The sequence below is a fragment of the Sulfitobacter sp. M13 genome (genome assembly GCF_053474885.1).
Genome location: NZ_CM130281.1, coordinates 122,438 through 143,929, shown reverse-complemented (window position 1 = coordinate 143,929; position 21,492 = coordinate 122,438). Strand labels below are relative to the sequence as shown.

16 protein-coding genes are annotated in these 21,492 nt (G+C 59.7%); 8 read left to right on the top strand and 8 right to left on the bottom strand.

What is annotated here, in order from left to right; genetic code table 11:
- Positions 1-31 precede the first annotated feature (31 nt).
- The 8 genes from ACVBAU_RS00625 to ACVBAU_RS00590 form a co-directional block, all read right to left on the bottom strand.
- A complete protein-coding gene (locus tag ACVBAU_RS00625) occupies positions 32-163 on the bottom strand; it encodes a hypothetical protein (protein WP_302664628.1) in 132 nt (43 codons plus the stop codon).
- 57 nt (positions 164-220) lie between these two features.
- A complete protein-coding gene (locus ACVBAU_RS00620) occupies positions 221-1,423 on the bottom strand; it encodes a formate dehydrogenase subunit gamma (RefSeq protein ID WP_448328863.1) in 1,203 nt (400 codons plus the stop codon).
- 87 nt (positions 1,424-1,510) lie between these two features.
- Complete coding sequence (gene fdh3B / locus ACVBAU_RS00615) at positions 1,511-2,104, bottom strand: formate dehydrogenase FDH3 subunit beta (protein ID WP_138924862.1); 594 nt, start codon at positions 2,102-2,104, stop codon at positions 1,511-1,513.
- 13 nt (positions 2,105-2,117) lie between these two features.
- Positions 2,118-5,096 (bottom strand): formate dehydrogenase subunit alpha, encoded by a 2,979-nt coding sequence (locus tag ACVBAU_RS00610; protein ID WP_138924863.1) that lies wholly within the window; start codon positions 5,094-5,096, stop codon positions 2,118-2,120.
- 98 nt (positions 5,097-5,194) lie between these two features.
- Positions 5,195-5,383, bottom strand: coding sequence for a twin-arginine translocation signal domain-containing protein (locus ACVBAU_RS00605; RefSeq protein ID WP_448327295.1), 189 nt, complete (start codon positions 5,381-5,383; stop codon positions 5,195-5,197).
- Between the two features lie 58 nt (positions 5,384-5,441).
- Positions 5,442-6,050 carry a TorD/DmsD family molecular chaperone gene (locus ACVBAU_RS00600; RefSeq protein ID WP_448327293.1) on the bottom strand — a complete coding sequence of 203 codons (609 nt, stop codon included), beginning with the start codon at positions 6,048-6,050 and terminating at the stop codon, positions 5,442-5,444.
- Positions 6,047-6,661, bottom strand: a complete 615-nt coding sequence (locus ACVBAU_RS00595; protein ID WP_448327291.1) for a DUF3306 domain-containing protein — start codon at positions 6,659-6,661, stop codon at positions 6,047-6,049. Before ACVBAU_RS00595 ends, ACVBAU_RS00600 begins: the two co-directional genes overlap by 4 nt.
- On the bottom strand, positions 6,658-7,194 hold the full coding sequence (locus ACVBAU_RS00590) for a DUF3305 domain-containing protein (RefSeq protein ID WP_335744582.1): 537 nt from the start codon (positions 7,192-7,194) through the stop codon (positions 6,658-6,660). Before ACVBAU_RS00590 ends, ACVBAU_RS00595 begins: the two co-directional genes overlap by 4 nt.
- 366 nt (positions 7,195-7,560) lie before the next feature.
- Here ACVBAU_RS00590 and ACVBAU_RS00585 point away from each other — a divergent pair, with 366 nt between their 5' ends.
- The 8 genes from ACVBAU_RS00585 (at position 7,561) to ACVBAU_RS00550 (ending at position 21,443) form a co-directional block, all read left to right on the top strand.
- Entirely contained in the window at positions 7,561-9,513 is a 1,953-nt protein-coding gene (locus ACVBAU_RS00585) for a 4Fe-4S binding protein (protein WP_448327289.1), read from the top strand.
- A gap of 36 nt (positions 9,514-9,549) precedes the next feature.
- Positions 9,550-9,750, top strand: coding sequence for a DUF6494 family protein (locus tag ACVBAU_RS00580; RefSeq protein ID WP_093731957.1), 201 nt, complete (start codon positions 9,550-9,552; stop codon positions 9,748-9,750).
- The gene (locus tag ACVBAU_RS00575) at positions 9,747-10,814 is read left to right on the top strand and encodes an Mrp/NBP35 family ATP-binding protein (RefSeq protein WP_448327287.1); all 1,068 of its coding nucleotides are present in this window, start codon (positions 9,747-9,749) and stop codon (positions 10,812-10,814) included. The genes ACVBAU_RS00580 and ACVBAU_RS00575 overlap by 4 nt, the downstream gene beginning before the upstream one ends.
- Positions 10,811-11,512 (top strand): DUF4444 domain-containing protein, encoded by a 702-nt coding sequence (locus ACVBAU_RS00570; RefSeq protein WP_448327285.1) that lies wholly within the window; start codon positions 10,811-10,813, stop codon positions 11,510-11,512. The genes ACVBAU_RS00575 and ACVBAU_RS00570 overlap by 4 nt, the downstream gene beginning before the upstream one ends.
- Complete coding sequence (locus ACVBAU_RS00565; RefSeq protein WP_448327283.1) at positions 11,509-12,027, top strand: DUF6505 family protein; 519 nt, start codon at positions 11,509-11,511, stop codon at positions 12,025-12,027. The genes ACVBAU_RS00570 and ACVBAU_RS00565 overlap by 4 nt, the downstream gene beginning before the upstream one ends.
- A gap of 368 nt (positions 12,028-12,395) precedes the next feature.
- Positions 12,396-12,905 carry a hypothetical protein gene (locus ACVBAU_RS00560; protein ID WP_448327282.1) on the top strand — a complete coding sequence of 170 codons (510 nt, stop codon included), beginning with the start codon at positions 12,396-12,398 and terminating at the stop codon, positions 12,903-12,905.
- Positions 12,906-12,962: 57 nt separating this feature from the next.
- Entirely contained in the window at positions 12,963-15,614 is a 2,652-nt protein-coding gene (locus ACVBAU_RS00555; protein WP_448327280.1) for an NEW3 domain-containing protein, read from the top strand.
- Positions 15,615-15,704: 90 nt separating this feature from the next.
- Complete coding sequence (locus tag ACVBAU_RS00550) at positions 15,705-21,443, top strand: hypothetical protein (protein ID WP_448327278.1); 5,739 nt, start codon at positions 15,705-15,707, stop codon at positions 21,441-21,443.
- The last annotated feature ends 49 nt before the right edge of the window (positions 21,444-21,492 follow it).

The following is a 21,492-nucleotide window of genomic DNA, read 5'->3' as shown; positions in this document are numbered from 1 at the left end:
CGTCGGAGTTTGCTATGCATAGGATGCGGTCTTAGTCGCCCAGCCGGACATTACGATCCGAAGAGGTCTGTTCGGCGGCGGAGAACCCGGCGTTGTCCAACGCAAAGTTCATGCCCGCAGCAAGGAGCACCAAGGCGACGATGGCAGTGATAAAAGCTTTCATTCAGTACCTCGTTGATGCGCAGCGGCACGCTGGGGGTGGGGCGTTTTTTGCATCATATCACTCTGCCGGCTGTGTGCCAGAGGCAGGTTTACCCTGCTTGGCGACAACTTCGTCGGCCCAGATGCTGTGGTGCTCGCGTGCCCATTCAAGGTCGACATCTCCCGATCCCATTGCTTCGAACGCGCCTTCCATACCGAGCGTCCCGATATAGATATGCGCGATGATCACAGCCATCAGGACAAAGCTGATAACGGCATGCCAAAGTTGGGCGTATTGCATTTCCTCTTGCGGGGTCAGCGTTGCATCCACTGTGCCGAGGCCCAGTAGTTGCGGCACGCCCATATCATTCAGCAGCGCCAGCGTGGGTTCGAACATGGTCAGCTCGAACGGGAACAGCAGCGAGATACCCGAGACAGAGATCGAGGTGCCCAGAATGATCACGGCCCAGAAGATCAGCTTTTGACCGGCGTTGAACTTCTTGGCGGGCGGGTGGCCCTTGCCGAAGATACCGCCGCCCTTGAGGATCCAGTTGATGTCAGTGCGGTCCGGCAGGTTGTGGACGATCCACATGACGAACACCATCACCAGCCCCAGCATAAAGGCCCATGAGACGTTGTTGTGCACCCACTTGCCCGCGATGGCAAAGGTCGAAAACGCCTCGTGGCCGAACAGCGGGATCAGCAGTTTACGCCCGGCAAGCGACACCAGACCGGTGATCGCCAGCAGGATAAAGGAACTGGCGATCAGCCAGTGTCCAAACCGTTCGATAAACTTGAACCGTTCAATCGTGATGCCTGCGCGCCCGTGTTCAATTAGGATACGCCCGCGGATCAGATAGAAGATCGCCATCAGCACAACTGTGACGCCCAACAGCAGGCTGCCATAGGTCAGTAGGGGGCCGTGGCGGAAGTTCAGCCACCACATGCCACCGTCCTGCATCAGCACCTTTGCGGCAGGGCCGCGGTTGCTGGCCCGCGCATCGGGCAGGGCGTCAGCGCGAACTTCACGCCACAGGTCGGCATCAGAGGATGCGCCAAGGGGCCCGAGGTGGCTTTCCGCCGGTGGGGCGTCCCCCTCGAGCGGCAAAGGAAGCTCTGCCCCAAAGGGCACGTCTTCGCCGCGTTGGCGGGCCATGATGTCATCGAGCGATTGTTGGCCCGGTGTCTGAACCGAGGCATCGCCGGTGGTGTCCTGAGCGGCAGAGAGGCCGGCAAAGGAAACAAGGAATATGAGAGGCAGCAAAACGCGCAGCAATGTCATCGGGACCTCCGACAGGATAAAGATAAATTGGCCCGCCAGCAGCAGGTGCCAGCGGGCCAAGGAAAGCATCAATATGCAGTAAGGGAATTAGCCGCCCTTACGCTCGTATGCCGTGCCCCAGCCCCAAGCGCCCGAGCCAAAGCCGCGCGCGACAACGCGTTCGCGGTAGATGCCCGAAACGACATCGCCGTCACCGGCCAGCAGTGCTTTGGTTGAACACATCTCGGCGCAGATTGGCAGCTTGCCTTCGGCGATCCGGTTGCGGCCGTACTTCTGGAATTCGGCTTCGGAGTGGTTCTCCTCGGGGCCACCGGCGCAGAAGGTACATTTGTCCATCTTGCCACGTGATCCGAAGTTGCCTGCCTGTGGATACTGCGGTGCGCCAAAGGGGCAGGCGTAGAAGCAGTAGCCGCAGCCGATGCAGAGATCCTTGGAGTGCAGGACAATGCCGTCGTCGGTCTGGTAGAAACAGTCTACTGGGCAGACGGCCATACAAGGCGCGTCTGAACAGTGCATACACGCGACTGAAATCGACCGTTCGCCGGGTTGGCCGTCTTGAATCGTGACGACCTTGCGACGGTTGATGCCCCACGGCACTTCGTGTTCGTTCTTACAGGCTGTGACGCAGGCGTTGCATTCGATGCAGCGTTCGGCGTCGCAGAGAAACTTTGCTCTTGCCATCTTGTTGGTCTCCTTACGCTGTCCAGATTTTGCAGAGGGTCGCTTTGGTCTCTTGCATCTGAGTTACTGAGTCATAGCCATATGTTTGCGCGGTGTTGGTGGATTCACCCAAGACATAAGGGTCAGCCCCGTCTGGATATCTGTCCCGCAAATCAACGCCTTCCATGTGGCCGCCAAAGTGGAATGGCATGAATGCCACGCCGCTTTCGACACGTTCCGTGACCATCGCCATCACTTTGACCTTGCCGCCTTCGGGGCCTTCGACCCAGACATCGGCCCCGTCACGCACGCCCAGATCGTTGGCGTCCCGGGTGTTGATTTCGATGAACATGTCTTGCTGAAGCTCGGCCAACCAAGGGTTGGACCGGGTTTCGTCGCCGCCACCTTCGTATTCGACCAACCGACCAGAGGTCAGTACGATCGGATAGTCCTTGGAAAAGTCGTTTTCCTGAATGGACTTATACATTGTGGGCAGGCGCCAGAACTTTTTGTCGTCATAGGTCGGGTAGTCGGCGACCAGATCACGACGGTTGGTGTACAGCGGCTCGCGGTGGATTGGCACCGGATCGGGGAAGGTCCAGACCACGGCGCGGGCCTTGGCGTTGCCGAAGGGGGCGCAGCCATGCTTGATCGCGACGCGCTGGATGCCGCCCGAAAGGTCGGTTTTCCAGTTCACGCCACCGGTATCGGCAACGTAATCCGACGGGGTTTCGCCGGTTTGCGATGTCTCGCCGACTTCCTCGTTCGGCTTTGCATTCGCCGGTGCGCCTTCGGGATAGCCCGCGACATAGTTGATCACCGCCATCTCATCGTCGGTGAGGTCTTTTTCCCAGCCCAGTTCACGCAGCATGGACATGGTGAACTCTGGGTAGCCGTCCTTGATCTCGGACCCGGCGCTGTAAACGCCGTCGGCCAGCAGGCTTTCACCGTCACGCTCTACGCCGAAACGGGCGCGGAAGGTCAGGCCACCTTCGGCCACCGGCAAGGACATATCGTACAGGTTCGCCGTGCCGGGGTGGTTCATCTCGGGTGTGCCCCAAGCAGGCCATGGCAAACCGTAGAAATCGCCATCGGCAGGGCCGCCCTTGGCGCGCAGGGTGGTGCGGTCAAAGGTGTGCTGGTTGGCCATGTGCATTTTCATGCGTTCAGGGCTTTGACCGGTGTACCCAATGGTCCACATGCCGCGGTTGAATTCGCGGGTCAGGTCCTCGATGTTGGGCTCGTCACCGTCCAGCGCGATGTTCTTGAACAGGCGATCGCTGAAGCCGAACTTGTCGGCGAACAGTTTGATGATCGTGTGGTCAGGCTTGGATTCAAACAGGGGTTCAACGACCTGATCGCGCCATTGCAGCGACCGGTTGGACGCCGTGACAGAACCGCGGGTTTCGAACTGGGTCGTTGCGGGCAACAGATACAGCCCGTCTTGGCGGTCCTGCATAACGGCGGAAACCGTTGGGTACGGATCGACAACGACCATAAGGTCGAGTTTTTCCATCGCGGTGACCATTTCCTTTTGACGGGTCTGCGAGTTGGGCGCGTGGCCCCACAGAACCATCGCACGGGTGTTGTCCGGCTGGTCGATGTTTTCCTTGTCTTCCAGCACACCGTCAATCCAGCGGCTGACGGGGATGCCGGTCAGGTTCATCATCGAGGTGTCGTTGAACGACGCCTTGGAGAAACGGGATTGCAACCATTCAAGGTCTTCTTCCCAAACCCGTGCCCAGTGTGCCCAAGCGCCTGCGGACAGACCGTAGTAGCCCGGCAGCGTATCCGCCAGAACGCCCAGATCGGTCGCGCCCTGCACGTTGTCGTGGCCACGGAAAATGTTGGTGCCGCCGCCAGCGGTGCCCATGTTGCCAAGGGCCAGCTGCAAGATGCAGTAGGCGCGGGTGTTGTTGTTACCGTTGCTGTGCTGTGTGCCACCCATGCACCAGATTACGGTGCCGGGGCGGTTGTTGGCCAGCGTACGCGCGACGCGCTCAAGCTGTGAGCCGGGTGCGCCGGTAACGCGTTCGACCTCTTCTGGTGTCCATTTCGCGACTTCGTCACGGATCTGGTCCATGCCCCAAACGCGGGTGCGGATGAATTCTTTGTCTTCCCACCCGTTTTCGAAGATGTGCCAGAGAATACCCCAGACCAATGCGACGTCCGAACCGGGACGGAAGCGGACATATTCATCCGCATGGGCCGCCGTGCGGGTAAAGCGTGGATCGCAGACAATCAGCGGCGCGTTGTTCTGCTCTTTCGCTTTCAACAGGTGCAGCAGCGATACAGGGTGCGCCTCGGCAGGGTTGCCGCCGATGATAAAGATCGCCTGGCTGTTGTGGATATCGTTATAGCTATTGGTCATGGCGCCGTAGCCCCATGTGTTCGCAACGCCTGCAACCGTGGTGGAGTGACAAATACGTGCCTGGTGGTCGACGTTGTTTGTGCCCCAATAGGCCGCGAACTTGCGGAACAGGTACGCCTGTTCGTTGTTATGCTTGGCCGAGCCGAGCCAATAGACGGAATCGGGGCCGCTTTCTTCGCGGATCACGTTCATCTTGTCGCCGATTTCGTTGATCGCCTGTTCCCAGCTGATCCGAACCCACTGGCCACCCTCTTTTTTCATCGGGTATTTTAGCCGGCGTTCACCGTGGGCGTGTTCGCGAACCGAGGCCCCTTTGGCGCAGTGCGAGCCAAGGTTGAACGGGCTGTCCCAACCGGGCTCCTGACCCGTCCAGACGCCATTCGTCACTTCGGCAATGACCGTACAGCCAACCGAACAGTGGGTGCAGACCGATTTGATGGTCTCTACCGCGCCGCTGACGGCTGTTGCTGCAGACGCTTGTGTAACAGAGCCCGCAGTCGCTGCGATGGCCGCAAGGCCACCGATGGCCAGACCGGACCCGCGCAGGAATGCGCGGCGGTCAACGGATTTTTCCGCGATGTCGGATAGCATGCCCGCCCGCTGGGGCCGCCGTGCCATCCCGTTGGTTTTTTTCCGAAGCATAATAGTCTCCCTAGAGGCCCGCGTGCTCTGACCGCGAGGGTCGGATCGGGGCTAAGTTTTCCTCCCGCGGTTGGGCCCGCGGGTCGTTGATCACTGAATTAGAAGCGTGTGCTTTCCAGATAGGCGCGGGTATGCGCGGTATCCTGCATCCGGTTCGACTGCAGGTCGACCGGCTGCGCTTCTGCGGCGGTGCCGCTGGTGGCCACGGCGACGGCGGCTGCCGGTGCAGCGGTCCCTGCCAGTTTCAGGAAATTGCGGCGGTTGGTGCCTTTGGTATCCTGGGTCATGGGTTAAACCCCTTTCCTTGGTTGCGCGGGGGGTAAGGCCCCGCCTGATGTTGTGCGGTCATCCCGCCGTCATACGAAATGCTTCGCGTTCGATGTCCATTAAGGCGCTGCCGACAGCGGCAACCCCTGCATACAGGACGGAGTTTTTGGCCCCTTGGAGGTCGGTAAAGAAGTGACCTGCCCAAGGCGCGATGTGTTTGTTAAAGAATGCCCGCTGCGCGGCGTCGCTGGCGGGCGTACCAAAGCGGCCCACGATCATGCCGCCCATCATCTCCATCAGGGAGGCGATGTTGTCTTCGGGTTCAAAGACGTTTTCGGCGCGACTGATGCGCTGTGCGGCCATGTCGCTGCGCAAGGCAGCCAGTGGTTTTTCATTCAGAAAACCCGTTAGGTAATAGCTGGCATATGGCAAAAGTTCGCCCCGCCCGAGCCCGATGAACAGCGCGTTAAATTCGGTCTGCACCTTTTTAGGGGTGACGGCCCTGGCCACACGCGCCAGCCCATTGATCGCCTCGCCTAAGGAACTGTCATCCCCCGACAGGCCAGCGGTCTGGTCCAGCAGCATCTGGTCGGCGGGCCGTGCCAGCATCACGCCAAGATAGTTGTACAAATCGGCGCGCAGGCGATCTTCGGCAGTGACTTGTATGGCTTTGGCGGCAGCGGTCATGCGCGGTGCTCCTCAAAACGAAAGGCCATCCGGCGCGGGGGCAGGGCGGCGGGTCCCTCTATCGCGGCGTCGGCGATAGCGGTTTCTGCGGGGGCGTCCGCTTGGGCGACTGCGGCGGGCGCGTCGATCTCTACCGGTGCAGCGGGCTGTGTATCTTCGTCGATCGCAGGAGCCTCTGCCGTATCAGATGCAGCTTCTAGCGATGCCGCCGCTTTGCGTGCGACATCTTCGATATGGCGGCGTAGGCCCTTGCCCACCTCATAGCTTGTGGTGAAATTCGTTACTGCAGACGCTTGGGTGTAGTCGTCGGCATAATCTACAAGATCATCCAGACAGGCCAACGCCGGATCAGACACCCACAGCTTGCGCAGCGCACGGCGGCGCAGGTGTTCAGGAATGGCACGCGCCATGAACGCCGAGAAATCATCGCCGGACTTCATCGTGTCGGGATCGGGCAGGTCAAGCTCTGCCAGCAGTTCTTCGTCGGTCTTTTCTGCCAGCGTGGCCTGATGCTCTGCCTCGGTCTGCGCAACGGCGGCTTTTTGTTCGGCGGCCTGCTCTGCTTTGACGGCAGCGCGGCGACGATCCCAGAAAGAGGTTTGACGGGTCATTGCGATGACCCCGAACGGGCCGTACGCGGCGCACGGTATACATCAGAGGTCTGCGAGATGCGCGCATCCCCGATTCCGTCCTGTTTCGGCTCTTGGTACTTGTCGCGCCGCCGCTTCACAAAGGCTTCTTCTTCGTGGTGCGTGTCGACATAAGCGCCGATCCACGCGTGAACCTGTGGCGTCATCATCACCTTTTCAACGATGTCTTCGCCATTGTCGCTGTAGTCTTGCGCCTCATAGGGCGATGCGGTGACCATCACCACGTCAAGCGGGCGGTCGGCGTCACGGGTCTCGCGGCAGATGATGTAAAGGCAGGGCACATTGGCGGCGAGGCCATGAACATAAGCCTCTGTATCCGACCGGTACAGCGTCAGCGGCACGGTGGTCACGTGATAATCAGAAACGCCGCCTTCGGTGCGCAGCAGCTTCCAGTCGGCAGGGTCGGCACCCGGCAGAACACAAACCGCACGCCAAACGACTTTCGCCCACCGCGTCACGCCGGGTGACTTGCGAAGGACAACCCCGACGGGCATCGTTTGCGCTGATTTAAGCGGTGCGTTCAATTTCAGTTTCCAATGATGTTTCAGGCGTTTCCGGCCCCATATTGACGTAATCATAACGCGGATCAAAGAGGATTCTAGGGCTGAATCACACAGTTTTGTGAATGCCGCAATGCAGCATTTACCGAACGTCAATATTTACCATATTTGCTTGGGGCTTGGCCCTTTCTGACTGTTTTTGTTGGGTAATTCATGCTGTGGGTGCAAACGTCCCTTTCGTGGCCAAGGGTGGTAAATAGGGGTTTGCGGCGGGTCGCGAACACCACTAGCTTGTCGGGCAAGCGCTGACAGCACCCTGACGCTTGCTTGATACCCATCGGTGCTGTCCCTGAGGAGATTATGGAAAAGACTTTTCTGCTTTGCGACTGTTTGGGCAGTCAGGATATTGACGCGCCTGCCTTGTCTAAGGCGACGGGTTTGCCCTGTTCGAAAGTGTATAACTGTCTGTGTACAGATCAGATCGGCATTGTCGCAGAGGCGATGGCGGCGGGTGACACCGTGATCGCCTGCCAGCAAGAGCGCCCCCGCTTTGAAGAGCTTGCCGCCGAGATTGAGGCACAAGTGCCCGAGTTCGTCGATATCCGTGACCGCGCCGGCTGGCATGATGATAAGGGTGACGCGACGCCCAAGATGGCGGCGCTCATGGCAGAGCAGCAACTGGCGGCACCGGCTCCGCGTGTGTTGGATGTGGTGTCCGAAGGCACTTGCCTGATCATGGCCCCCCCCGCCCTCGCGCTTGAGGTGGCTGAAACCGTGGCCGATACATTGGCCGTGACGGTGTTGTGGCAGGGTGATTATGACACGGCGGTTGATCCGCGTTTCGACGTGGTCAAAGGCGACCTGCGCAAGGCGTCGGGCGCGTTAGGCAATTTCAACCTGACCTTCGATGGCTTGCAGATGCTGATCCCCGGTGGACGGGGTGCGCCGTCGTTTACCGCGCCGCGGGACGGGGCAAAATCGCAATGCGATATCATTCTGGATTTGACGGGAGATACATCGCTGTTCCCCGCGCCGCACAAACGAGACGGTTATTTGCGGGCCGACCCGGGCAGCAAACCCGCCGTGGCGCAGGCCGTGCGCGACGCCATGCAGATGGTCGGGACCTTTGAAAAGCCGCTGTATGTCCGGCTGACCGAAAGCCTGTGCGCCCATTCACGGGCCGAACAGCCCGCCTGTTCCAACTGTCTGGACCTGTGCCCGACGGGGGCCATTACCTCTGCTGGTGAACATGTCGCAATCGACCCGATGATCTGCGCGGGTTGTGGCAGCTGTTCGGCCGTGTGCCCGTCCGGCGCAATCACCTATGACGCGCCGCCCGTGGATACGCTGTTCCGCCGGGTGTCGACGCTGGCATCGACCTATCGCAAGGCAGGCGGCAACGCGCCGCGCTTGTTGGTACATGACGAAGACCACGGGGCCGAGATGATCCGCCTTTATGCGCGGTTCGGCGCTGGCTTGCCAGTTGATGTTATCCCGCTGGCCGTAGATGCGCTTGCAGGGTTCGGCCATGCTGAAATGTTGGCCGCACTTGGCTGCGGGTTTGTGCATGTCGATGTGCTGCTGTCCCCCCGCACAGAGCGCGACGTGATCGAGGTACAGGCCGAGCTTGCCCGTGCCATCAGTGGCACCGATACAATCCGCCTGATTGATGTTGCCGACCCCGATGCGCTGGAAACCGCATTGGTCACCGAAACGCTGCAACCCGCGCATGACACCCTGCTGCCCATGGGCACCCGTCGTCAGGTCGCGCGGCTTGCGGGCAAGACCTTGCAGCCCGAGGCCAAGGTGATCGATCTGCCCGATGCCGCTCCCTATGGTGCCGTGCTGGTGGATACGGATGCCTGCACGCTGTGCTTGTCGTGCGTGTCGCTCTGCCCGTCGGGCGCGCTTGGCGATAATCCCGATCTACCGCAGCTCCGCTTTCAAGAAGATGCCTGCCTGCAGTGCGGGCTCTGTGCCAATATCTGCCCCGAAGACGCGATCACGCTGAAACCCCAGCTGAACCTGACCGCGCAGGCCTTTACCCAAGTGGTGCTGCACGAGGAAGAACCCTTTGCCTGCATCGAATGCGGGTCGCTGTTCGGCGTGAAATCCACCGTGGAAAAGATCACCGAAAAGCTGGCGGGCAAGCACGCTATGTTCGCCTCGTCCGAGGCGGCAAAGATGATCCAGATGTGCGACAATTGCAGGATCAACGCGCAGTACCACGCGCAGAACAATCCGCTAGCGGGCAAAGAACGCCCCCGCGTACGCACATCCGAAGACTATTTTAGCAAGCGCAAAGACCACTAGGCGCTGTGCAGACCCACCCCAGAACAGGAGAAAATCATGAGCGATGATTTCAACATGTCGATGCGCAAGTTCCTCAAGCAGGTCGGCGTGACCTCGCAGCAAGCCATCGAAGAAGCGATGCGCGAGAACGGGGATACCGGCGGCAAGACATTCGAGGCCAAAGTAGTGCTGACCGTTGACGGGCTGGACCTTGAACATGTCGTGACCGGCAAAATCCAAGGGCAGTCCGAAGCGTGAGCGTCACCCGTGATGCCGTATTGGCCTGCCTGAAAACCCTGAATGACCCCGTGTCCGGCAAGGACATCGTCGAACTGGGCCTCGTTAAAGCGTTGACCGTTGACGAGGGCGCGGTGCGCTTTGTGCTTGAGGTGAACCCAAGCCATGCCGACGCCTACGCCAAGCTGCGCGACGAGGCAGATGCCGCGGTCAAAGCGCTTGAGGGGGTTGCCTCTGTCTCGGCTGTGCTGACCGCCCATTCGAAACAGGCACCGCCGCCCGATTTGAAACTGGGCCGCAAATCCGAACCCGCTGGGCCAGAGAAAATTCCGGGCGTGGACCGGATTATTGCCATCGCGTCAGGCAAGGGCGGCGTCGGAAAATCTACCGTTGCTGCGAACCTTGCCTGTGCGCTGGCCGCCGAAGGCCGCCGCGTGGGCATGCTGGACGCCGATGTCTACGGCCCGTCGCAGCCGCGGATGCTGGGTGTTTCCGGACGGCCTGCGTCGCCTGATGGCAAGACGATCCTGCCGATGCGCAACTTTGGCGTGACAATGATGTCTATCGGGTTGATGACCAATGACGATCAGGCGGTCGTCTGGCGCGGGCCGATGCTGATGGGCGCGTTGCAGCAGATGATGATGCAGGTGCAATGGGGCGCGCTGGATGTGTTGATCGTCGATCTGCCGCCCGGCACCGGCGATGTGCAGATGACCTTGGCGCAAAAAGCCCATTTAGACGGTGCGATTATTGTCAGCACGCCGCAGGATGTAGCGCTGCTGGATGCCCGCAAGGGGATCGACATGTTCAACCAGCTCAAGACTCCGATCATCGGGATGATCGAGAACATGAGCACCCATATCTGTTCCAACTGCGGGCACGAGGAACATGTCTTTGGGCATGGCGGTGTCGTCGCCGAGGCAGAAAAGCTGGGCGTGCCGCTGCTGGCAGAGATACCGCTGCATCTGGACATTCGTGTCGCCGCTGACGGCGGCGCGCCGATTGTCGTCTCCAAACCCGAAAGCACGCAGGCCGAAAGCTTCCGCAAGGTCGCCAAAGCGCTGATCGCAGGCGGTTACGCATGAGCGACAGCCCCGTTTTTCCACCCTTGCTGGCGGGTGCGCAGGCTGATGACCCCTTCGCGCAGGCCTGCGCAGAGGCGCGGCAGGGGTGTGATGCGGGGCTGGTGCTGTATGATCTGGGGTCAAGCGTTTTGCAGGTCGCCATCGTCTTTGCGCCCGAGGTGCCGCTGGCCCAAGCAATGGCGATGCTGCCGCTTTGCGCCGTGGGGTTCCAGAATGCCCTTGGCGCGCTAGCGCCGCCCGAGGTGGGCGTACATCTGGCATGGAACGGTGATTTGCGGCTGAATGGCGCGATTTGCGGGCAGATGCGTGCAGCGTCCTCTGAAAGCAATCCGACCCAAGTGCCTGACTGGCTGGTTGTAGCGTTTCACGTGAAGCTATTGCCGCAAAATGACACGCCAGGCGACACGCCGGATGTCACCACGCTGTATGGCGAAGGCTGTGCCGAAGTGAGCCCGGTCGACCTTCTCGAGGCCTGGGCGCGGCATATGCTGGTTGCGCTGAACCGCTGGATGGATGACGGCGCAGGCCCGCTCCATAAAGAATGGACGGGGCTGGCCTGGGCCATGAGAGAGCAGATGACCCATGGCGACCTGACCGGCAGCTTTACCGGTGTTGACGAAAACTTTGGCCTGCTGCTGAAAACCGACTCGACCACGCATCTTATTCCACTGACCGACCTGCTGGAGCCAGCCTCATGAGTGATCTATTCCTCGCCCGCGCCATCCACTTTGATGAAAGCGACCGTAATGTATTTCATTCTCCGGCGCGTACGGGCGAATGGTGCGTATCCGGAGGGTTCGAGTTTTCAAACTGGTCCCAAGGCGATCTGACCGGCAAGGCGCGGCAGGCGTTTGCGAACGGCTGGATTGGCGTGGAAACCTTTGGCCGCGTGACATTTGTCGCGGTGACCAAGGCGGAACCGTTTGAGGTCGAGGCAATCACATTGCAGCTGATGAGGCACTTCGTCGAGATCTATGGTGCCCCCTCTCCCGAAGCCGCGCGCCCTGTGGCGGAAGAGGAAGTCGCCCAGATGATGGAGCTTTGCGCCGACCACGCCCCCAACACGCTGCTGACCGTCGCACGCGAACTGTCCGACAGTGGTGTGCGCGAAAGCTATCGTTTCATCGAACCGCAGGATGCGGGGATTGACCAATTTGCCGTGCACGGATCGCTGGATGAGGACGACCACGGTGGGCACGGTCACTCTCACTAATCGTTAACTATACGAAACACCCTGTCCAGTTATCCGGACGGGGTGTCGCATATTCTTCGCCCCAGATCGGGGCGATAATCCCCCCGAATAGATAGAATCAACGCCCTGTTTCACGCGGGCGAACCGCCTGCCTTGCGCAGTGCGGCGCGGGATTGCAGCTGCAATCACCGCGCGAATTGCGTGTTGTGCCCTCGAATTGATAGCGCCGCATATACGGACGGGTAGAAGGCTGCCCAGCAGATCAAAAATCTAACCCTAAGCGAGAATGCACCGCGAGATATTTCCCGTGATGATGAATTCAGGACAGCCCAGCCACTGGGACAGTTCATCAAAACTGCCGGCGAGGGCCGGTCTAAAGGGGAAACAATATGTCACTTAAAACCAACCAGATTGCCCGTGCGTTGCTCGCAGGTGTTGCGATTTCTGTCGCCGGTGTGCCGGCTTTTGCGGACGCACTTTCAAGCACCTTTTCCTTCCGCATCGTTGAAGCAACCGAGGGCGAAGAAGCTCTGATCGAACGGGGTACGGTACGCCCCGGCGAGGTCATTCAATACCAGCTGCAGCACGAGAACACGACCGAGCAAGCACTTGCAGGGATCGTCATTGCGGCGCCGGTACCCGAAGGGGTGACCCTGACGCTGGGCGCCGAAAGCACCTCCATCAAGGCTGTGTTCGAAGTGCAGGCCGACCTCGACCCTGAAAACGATGGCCTCGAATGGTCCACACTCCCCGCCACACGCATGGTCGCCGGTACAGATGGCACACTTCAACCAGAACCGCTTCCTGAGGATCAGATCGCTGCCGTCCGTTGGACGCTAAGCGAACCTTTGGAGTCAGGCGAAATCGCACTCAACAGCTACCGGGTGCGCGTCAACTGATCGGGGGGAACCTGATCGAATTTGCTTATCTCAAATTAAATCAAAGGAACGACTAACGTGAAACATCAATCATTCTTCATGCGCTCTGCAAGCGCGATGGCGGTCACAGCCGCATTTGGCGCAGTCGCCATGGCTGCCTCGCCAGATGCTGGGTCCGTGATCGGCAACCAAGCGGTTGCGACGTATACAAACGAAGCTGGCGATACCATTACGGTCACGTCAAACACAGTTGAAACGATCGTGCAGCAGGTTGCTGGCGTCACAATGACGTCGAATAACATCGAAACCATCGCACCTGGTGGCAAAGCCTTCCTACCGCACATCATCACCAACGACGGGAATGGCGCAGACTTCTTCATACTTGACGCAGCCGATACAGGTGCAGGCTTTCTTAATACCTCTGACATCGTCTTCTATCCGGATGCGAATATGGATGGTGTCGCCGATAGCGCCACGCCGCTGGGCGAGACACCTACATTGGCACCAGGTGAACAATTCGGCGTCGTCATCGAGGTCTCTGTCCCATCGAATGCAACAGGCACCGACGACATCGCCGTCACTGCGGTCTCGAACCTCGATGGCACCGAGACAGCCCTCAATACTGATAAGTTGACCATTTCTAACGGTGCGATCGTCGAACTGGTTAAGTCTATGGTTGCGGATGCAGCTTCAGGCGGTAACACAAACATCGTCGACGCCGGTGACACAGTGACCATCAAGCTGACCTACTCTAGCACCGGTCTTGCTGCAGCGGAAAACTATGTTGTCGACGACATCCTTGACGGCCGCTTGGAGTACGTCCCGGGCTCGGCTCGGTGGTCTGACGTCGCTGACCCGCTAGATGACACCAATCCGTCTTCTGAAGTCGACGATCAAAACGGTGCGAGTCCAACGCCGGACGAAATCACCTTTGACAACGCCGGTCAAAGCGTGAACTTCACCATCTCGCGCATCGGCTCCGGCCGTTCTGGTAGTGTGACCTTCCAAGCGGTGATTTTAGGCACTGCGGATGCGGGTATCATCGAAAACGTCGCGACACAGGTAATTGACACCGTCGACTTCCCGCCATCGAACACAGCTTCGATCATCGTAGATGACCAGTTCGCAGTTTCCATCTCTGATACAGCGATTGACGGTGCCGGTGCTGCGGTTCCAGCCACAGCTTCTGGAACAGATGATGACGGGCTGAACGACGATATCGTGACAGAGACCGGCGATGCGGCCCAAGGTGGCACAGTCAAACACGAGTTCGTTCTGACCAACCGTTCCAACCAGACCGACAGCCTGACGCTCGACGTCGACACCCTTACCGATACCTACCCAGACGGCACAACCTTCCGGTTTGTAGGCGCAGATGGGGTGACACCGATCATCGGTTCTGTAGGCCCGATAGCTGCAGGTGACAGCGTCAAGGTCACCTTGATCGCTACGCTGCCAACAGACGTCGCACCAACCGCCGCTGCCAATTATAGCGCGTCCGTGACAACCACATCGGATGCGTCGGGTGTCTCGGATATATCGACAGCGACATTCACGGGTGCCATCCTCGCGTCGTCAGTTGATCTTGAGAACGCGGTCGTAGGGTCCGAAGGCGATGGCCTTGACCCCACCAACGGTGGCGCGCCCTGGGTGAACTACCCCACCGATCCCGGTGCGCCGGTCACCTATGACATGGTCGTTCAAAACAACGGTCCGGTATCCGACAGCTACAACCTCTCGCTTGCGCAAGCTTTGCCCGCTGGCTGGACCGTCGAATTCCGCTCTGCTGACGGGTCTGCGATTACCAACACCGGGACCATCCCGGCTGGTTCAAGCGATACCTTCACCGTTGTGATCACCCCGCCTGAAGATCAGGTCCCCGGCGACACATTGGTAGACATCGCGTTGGTCTCTTCTGTATCGGGCCAAGGCGACCGGATCGTCAACGAAGTCACCGTAAGGGAAGTCTACAACGTAGAGATCATCGACGATCAGACGGCTCAAGCTTCGCCCGGTGGGATCGTCGATATGATCCACACCATCACCAACACCGGTAACGTTGCTATCACCGAGGGTGCAATCGATGACGCAGGGCTAGACAACTTCTCGGGCGCATTGTTCTGGGATGCCAATGGCAACGGTGTGATCGACCCCACCGAATTGGTGATCGACAACTTTGATGATCTAACGGACGGGGTATCGGCTGGTGTGAACGGGCTTGCCCCCGGTGACAGCATCTCGGTGATCTACCGTGTCCAGACGCCATCGACAGCGACAAGCGGTGTGACCGAGAACAGCGTTATCACGCTTAGTTCATCGCTGAACAATGCCACAGCGACCGACGCGGATGCGACTGACAACGCAGTAGAAGACCGTATCGTGATCATCTCTGGTGACATCACGTTGAGCAAGTTCCAGTACATCGACGCCGGCTGCACTGGCGCTGTCGGGACCTTTACCAAGACCCGTCAAGACGTCGAACCAGGTCAGTGTATCCGCTACAAGGTTGTAGCTGAAAACACCGGCTCCTCTCCCGCTGCAGACGTCATCATCTCTGATGCCGCACCCGCCTACACGTCGATTGTCGATTGTGGCGGCACATGCAGCGAGACGCTCATCCCGGCAGGCAGCACCGCCACAGTCACGCCGAGCAACATCTCGAGTGACCACGGCACGGTTCTTCCGGGTTGGTCCGCTGAACTCGAATTCACCGTTCAGGTGGACGAGTAAGCGTACCTTTGGTCCCCCGGAGCACCTTCCCCCCCCTCGCTCCGGGGGGCCGCATTTCCTCTTAACAAAAATAAAACAGGGTTAGATCAAATGGGCCGCACCGTTCACAAAACCGCTCTGCGCATGATGTCGTGTTTCTGGACCTTCGCGCTGGTGATCTCCCTTCTGCCACAAGGTACCGCTGCCAAGCAGGTCCCCGCAGGAACCCTTATCCGCAACGTCGCGCAGACGATCTATTTTAACGAAGCGCTGGGCATCATCGAAACGGTTTATTCGAATGCCGTGGACGCCAAAGTCGCCGCAGTGCCTGCGCTGGATGTAGACGGATACTCTGAATTGATGCTGACCCGCGGCGCGATGGCCCAATACTATTTTGAGGTCACCAACATCGGAAACGTGCCGCTGAACGCCGACATGACCATGAGCCACCAGACCGGGGCGGCGATGATGAACGACACGCGTCTTGTCCATGACGCGAATGCCAACGGGCGCATCGACAATGGCGAGGCCACGATGAACTCCGGCGCGCCGATGTTTATGGATGTGGGTGACACCGCTCAGCTTATCTACGAATTCCGCACCTCGTTTCACGCCACGCCTGCCACATTGATGCAGTCGGTGTTGTCGGTGTCGGCCACCAGCGCCACGCGCATCGCCAGCCGTCGCATCCTGTCGGGCGCAGCGGTTGGCAAGACCACCATTGTGGGCAGCACGCTTGAACTGCAAAAGGAACAGACCATTCGCGAGATGGAGGTTGAGACACAGCTGACCTACACGCTGCGCCTGCGCAACGATTCTGACGGGGACGTGCTGGCCTATGGTGACGTGCATGGGGCGCAGATCCGCATCGACGGGACGGGTGCCACAGGGGTTCTGCTGCGCGACGAGATCCCGCTGAACGCCCGCTTCCACAGCATCACCGATCCAAGCGCCATGGTTGCACTGTACCACGCAGCGGGCGACGCGCGTCATGACTACCAGACCACGCGCCCCGCCGGCGAGGTCGACGCAGTAGCGTTCTTTCACGAGGGTGACTACGAAATCGGGTTTGCCCGCGACCCCGCCTTTATGGTGAGCGCGCCCATGGGCCTGGGCGATATAGAGGTCGCCAACACCGCCCGCAGCTTTATGAAAATGGAAGATCGCACTGTCGATATAGACTCTAACACTACTGTTTATCGCCGCGATTCATCTGGCGCGGGCATCCTGCGGTTCGAGCATCCTGAAACCGCAGAGGACCAGCCTCATGCTGTGCCCAATAGCGATACGCGCCTACGTCTGACCGCGGGTGCTTGCAACGACACGATGTCGGTGGACCGTGTGATCGTTACCCTGCGCAGCTTTTTGACCGGCGACGTAGAGCGTGTGACCGCGACCGAAACAGAGCCTAACAGCGGCATTTTCCTTACGCCGGCCGTACCCATGGCGCGGATGGACATGCCTGCGTCCGGTGACAATGTCGTTGCGACCACTGATGGGGACCGCCTGATCGCCACCGCTGATTGCGCCGATGCCGCGCTTGAAGATGAATTGCTGATCACTCCCGGTAACTTTCTGTTCAACTCCCTGACCAACGAGCCGATTGGCGATGTGACCATTGCGCTCATGGATATGAACACGGGCGCTGAAATGGCGCGTCGCATGACCGATGCCCGCGGCTTCTTTAGCTTCGGGGTGATGCCTGGGGGTGAGTTCCAGTTCGCAGTCATGAACGCCCCTGAATGGGACGTGCCTTCGGTGCGTGCCGATTTCCCGGGCTTTAACCGTCGCGTTGCCAGTGCCGGTTTCATGGCGAGCTTCCGTCATAGCGGGGGTATGCTGGCGGTATCGGATATCCCTGCGGATCCGCACTACAGCCTGCCACTCACGCTCGGAAAGCAGGCAGACAAAGACACGGTCGGCGCAGGCGAGTTCGTCGTCTATACCCTGAATTTCTCTAATAACATGAACCAAGCGCTGATCGGTGCAGAGATCCTGGATCGCCCGCCTTATGGCAGCCAATTGGTTGCAGGCTCGGTGACCTTCAATGGTGAACCTATCGAAGACCTCACGATCGATCCATCGGGTGACATGACCTATGCCTTGGGGCCGCTTGCACCGCTCTCGAGCCACGAGGTGAGCTATGTCATGCAGTTCACCGCAGCTGCCCGCGAAGGCCGCAACGAGAACACGGCAGTGCTGACCGGGCGTCAGGCCGGCACCGGGATTGTGATCCAGTCCCAGACCGCCCGTGCGATGGTCAAGCTGAACAACAGCGGTGGCGTCTTCGCCCGCGAAGCGACTGTAATCGGGTCGGTCTTTCTGGATTGCGACAAAAACGGTATCCGCGGCGACCACACAGAGCCAGGCATCCCCGGCGTGCGTATCGTGACGCAAGAAGGCCTGTCGGTCGTGACTGATATGGATGGTAAATACTCTCTGTTCGGCCTGCGCCCTATCACCCATGCGTTTCTGGTGCAGGAAGAGACCCTGCCCCTAGGCACCGAAGTGACCGTAACACGCACCAACGATCTGTTGCGCGGTGGTTCGCGGTTGATCCCGCTGCGCAAGGGGGAACTGCGAGCCGAACATTTTGCTGTGCGCGACTGCACCCCCGAAGCGATGGCCGAAGTTGCGCAGCGTCGGAAGGATTTCGAAGAGCAGCCTCAATCCAATGCGCTGACGGCGGCCGATCTGCCCATCGAAGGCCAGCGTGCGCCTGTGCGTTCCGTGCGCAGCGAAGCCGGCGTGGCGACGACCACTCAGCTGACACCGCGCCTGATGCAGCGGTTGGACGAAAGCCGCGCGGCGAACTCCGTTGCTGAAAAAGCGTCCGGTAGGGCACAGCGCCAATCGCTTGAGCTGCTGATCAAGACCCTCGACGACGCGCCTGGTTTTATTGACCTGACCGACGGGCAGACGCTAGACCGCCGCACCCAAAGTGTACGGGTCAAAGGCAAGGGCGACCTGTCGCTGGGCCTGCTGGTGAACGGACGCGAGCTGAGCAGCGACCGAGTGGGCGAGCGTACGCGCTTCGAAAAAAACAACACGCAGGCGCTGGATTTCGTGGCGGTTAAGCTGAACGCGGGGAAAAACACCCTGACACTGGTTGGCCGTGACGGTTTCGGCATCGAACGTGTGCGCCAGCAGATCACTGTTGTTGCCCCCGGCAAGCCCGCAAAATTCGAGGTGATCTTGCCCGCCACCGCACCTGCATCGCCGACCGATGTGATCCCGGTTGTGGTGCGTGTTCTGGATGCCCGTGGCCTGCCTGTGCCTACCTCCGGCACCGTTACGCTAAGCGCCAAGCTGGCACTGTGGGACGTGACAGACATCCGCGAAGGCACCCCCGGCGTGCAGGTCTATCTCGACCACGGCGAGGCGACCTTTGGGCTGATCCCGCCACAGGTTGCCGGCACGGACCGTATCACCATCAGCGGTGCCTTTGGTCGCGCCGAAGAGACCATCACGTTCACTCCTGATCTGGACCAACGCATCATGATTGGCGTGATCGAAGGAGCCGTGGCCTTGGGTGGTGCGAAGGGCGAACTGCTGAACGCGGACCGCTTCAGCTCTTTCGAAGATACCACCACCGGTCTGCGCGGCGAAGTGTATCTGAAGGGCGTGATCTCGGGCGATGCGCTGCTGACCTTGCGGTATAGCTCGGACCGCGACACCGAAGATCGCCTGTTCCGCGACATCCGCGGCGATGAATTCTATCCGGTCTATGGCGATAACTCCGAACGCGGCTTTGACGCGCAATCTTCGGAAAACCTCTATGTCAAAGTCGAAAAGGGGCGTTCCTATATCCTGTACGGTGACATCGCGATCGAACCCGAAGCCCGCGCCTTGAAGCTTGACGGGATGCGGCGTGTGGTGACCGGTGCCAAGGCACATTGGGAAAACGACAAGGTCGGCGTGACACTCTTCGGTGCCCGCACCGCCCAAGAGCAACGCGTGCAGGAATTCCCCGGGCGTGGTGTTTCCGGCCCCTACGATCTGGATCTGGACGGCTATGTTCAAGGCTCCGAACGGGTCGAACTGCTGGTGCGTGACGAAGAGGGCGGTGATGTGATCTCTACCACCGCACTGCGCCGTGGCACCGACTACCTGCTCGATTTCTTTGGCAATTCGATCACCTTTGACGATGCCGTGCGCCAGTTCGACGGTCAGGGCAATCCTGTGTCGGTCCGCGTGACCTACGAAGTGGACGTGGAAGGGGCTGATCGCTACTGGCTCTATGGCGGGGAGGTAAACGTCGCGTTGACCGACCGCACCACCGTTGGCGCGCGTATTGTTCATGCGGACGCCGAACGGGGCAATGCCGCCCGAGAGCGGCTGCATTCAGCCTATATTCGCCACGAGGGGACGCAGGGTGGCGTATGGGAAGCCGAAGCCGCGCGTTCCGAAGATGCGAATGGTGTATCGGATACCGCCTACCGCCTGTCCTATGACATCCGCAAGGAAACCGGTCACTTCAACTTTGAAATGGTGCACACAGGGACCAAGTTCGCCGCGCGCGGTGGTCTGGCGCTGCCCGGTACCACCCGTGCAAGGTTGAACTACGGTTTTGAAATCGACGGGAGCAGCGACTTTGTGCTCGGTGTGGATTATGTGCGTGACCGCACCTCTGCCATAGAGCGTCTGACTGTCGATGCTGTCTATGCCAAGGAGTTCAGCACAAACTTCAAGGGCTACATCGGGCTGGAGTACCGCCTGGACCACACTGCGACCTCCAAAAAGACCCATCCCGGTCTGATCCTTGGTGGCCACTGGACCCCGGCGAACCGCCCCGGCACCGTCATCACCGCAGAGCTGCGTCATCCCTTTGGCAGCTCTGACCGACCGACGGAGCTGACCTTGGGCATGTACCGCGAGCCCGTTCCTGGCTGGCGCGCCTATAGCGAGGTCGAGATGACCTTTGGTGACGACACCGTGACCACACACGCCAAGCTTGGTTTCTCTTACGACCTGAACGACTGGCTGCGCGGAAGCACGGATTTCGTCAAAGGCTTGGGGTCTTCGGACACCTTGTTTACCCAAGCAATGATGGGCAAATGGGCGATGAACGGGAACACGACTTTCAGCTTCGGAATCGAACATTCCCGCAGCATGGAAACCGACGATCACCGCCTGACCAGCGTGGCCCTTGGCGCGAAATGGGGTTCCAGTGCGCAAAGCTGGGTGGGGGATGCCGATGCGGACACAACGTTCGAAGACACCGGCAACACCCATTATGCGAGCTTTGGTATCGCGGGTAAGATCACGCCGGACTTCACCATGTTAGGGCGCACCCGCGTCGCATTGGACAAGCGTGAAGGCCGTGACCACCGGCGTATCCGGTCGCGCGCCGGGATCGCCTATCGCCCGGTTCACGATCCACGCCTCGAAGTTCTGGCATGGTATGAGCACCGCATCGAGCAGCGCGAGACCAAGTCAGTGACCCATATGTGGTCTGTTGATGCTTCCTACGAAATGGATGCCGATTTGCGCTTGAACGCTAAATACGCGGGCCAGTCGCAACGGGTGACGACATCGGGCGGCATCTCTGCCCGTGCCCTAACCCAGCTGCTTCAGGCCGGCTTTAACTACGAGTTTGGCAACAACCGGTTCCAGATTGGCATGAACGTCGCGCATCTGTGGGACAACCAAGGCAACATGACCAACGGCATCGGTGCAGAGATCGGCTTTGCCCCGACCAAGGGTGCGTTGATCGCCTTGGGCTATAACCGCGCGACGAACAAATCCTCCCTGCGCAGCGACCTGTATCAGGAAGGGCTTTACCTTCGGTTCAAGCTGCTACTCGACAACTCCCTCTGGGATCGTCTGGACGGCTTTATGGAGGGATAAGACGGCAAACACGTATCGTAGACAGGATACAAAAAAGCCCCGGCACTAA

Excerpts from the sequence above, each read along its gene's own strand:
- ACVBAU_RS00625 (WP_302664628.1), bottom strand. The coding sequence starts at position 163 with ATGAAAGCTTTTATCACTGCCATCGTCGCCTTGGTGCTCCTTGCTGCG.
- ACVBAU_RS00565 (WP_448327283.1), top strand. The coding sequence starts at position 11,509 with ATGAGTGATCTATTCCTCGCCCGCGCCATCCACTTTGATGAAAGCGAC.
- ACVBAU_RS00580 (WP_093731957.1), top strand. The coding sequence starts at position 9,550 with ATGAGCGATGATTTCAACATGTCGATGCGCAAGTTCCTCAAGCAGGTC.
- ACVBAU_RS00550 (WP_448327278.1), top strand. The coding sequence starts at position 15,705 with ATGGGCCGCACCGTTCACAAAACCGCTCTGCGCATGATGTCGTGTTTC.
- ACVBAU_RS00620 (WP_448328863.1), bottom strand. The coding sequence starts at position 1,423 with ATGACATTGCTGCGCGTTTTGCTGCCTCTCATATTCCTTGTTTCCTTT.
- ACVBAU_RS00605 (WP_448327295.1), bottom strand. The coding sequence starts at position 5,383 with ATGACCCAGGATACCAAAGGCACCAACCGCCGCAATTTCCTGAAACTG.
- ACVBAU_RS00590 (WP_335744582.1), bottom strand. The coding sequence starts at position 7,194 with ATGCCCGTCGGGGTTGTCCTTCGCAAGTCACCCGGCGTGACGCGGTGG.
- ACVBAU_RS00570 (WP_448327285.1), top strand. The coding sequence starts at position 10,811 with ATGAGCGACAGCCCCGTTTTTCCACCCTTGCTGGCGGGTGCGCAGGCT.
- ACVBAU_RS00585 (WP_448327289.1), top strand. The coding sequence starts at position 7,561 with ATGGAAAAGACTTTTCTGCTTTGCGACTGTTTGGGCAGTCAGGATATT.
- ACVBAU_RS00560 (WP_448327282.1), top strand. The coding sequence starts at position 12,396 with ATGTCACTTAAAACCAACCAGATTGCCCGTGCGTTGCTCGCAGGTGTT.
- ACVBAU_RS00600 (WP_448327293.1), bottom strand. The coding sequence starts at position 6,050 with ATGACCGCTGCCGCCAAAGCCATACAAGTCACTGCCGAAGATCGCCTG.
- ACVBAU_RS00595 (WP_448327291.1), bottom strand. The coding sequence starts at position 6,661 with ATGACCCGTCAAACCTCTTTCTGGGATCGTCGCCGCGCTGCCGTCAAA.
- ACVBAU_RS00610 (WP_138924863.1), bottom strand. The coding sequence starts at position 5,096 with ATGCTTCGGAAAAAAACCAACGGGATGGCACGGCGGCCCCAGCGGGCG.
- fdh3B (WP_138924862.1), bottom strand. The coding sequence starts at position 2,104 with ATGGCAAGAGCAAAGTTTCTCTGCGACGCCGAACGCTGCATCGAATGC.